We start from the raw sequence: 218 nt of genomic DNA on the forward strand, positions 1-218 counted from the left end.
TCCTCTCAAATTTCCTACGCCCACGACGGATAGGGACCGAACTGTCTCACGACGTTCTGAACCCAGCTCGCGTACCGCTTTAATGGGCGAACAGCCCAACCCTTGGGACCGCCTACAGCCCCAGGATGCGATGAGCCGACATCGAGGTGCCAAACCTCCCCGTCGATGTGGACTCTTGGGGGAGATAAGCCTGTTATCCCCGGGGTAGCTTTTATCCG

The 218-nt window shown here is 58.3% G+C and carries 1 rRNA gene; it reads right to left on the bottom strand.

What is annotated here, in order from left to right:
* Window positions 1-218: ribosomal RNA gene (locus MR083_RS27535) — 23S ribosomal RNA — on the bottom strand; the annotation flags it as partial.

The organism is Bacillus cereus group sp. BfR-BA-01408 (genome assembly GCF_022663305.1).
Taxonomy (GTDB): Bacteria; Bacillota; Bacilli; order Bacillales; family Bacillaceae_G; genus Bacillus_A; species Bacillus_A pacificus.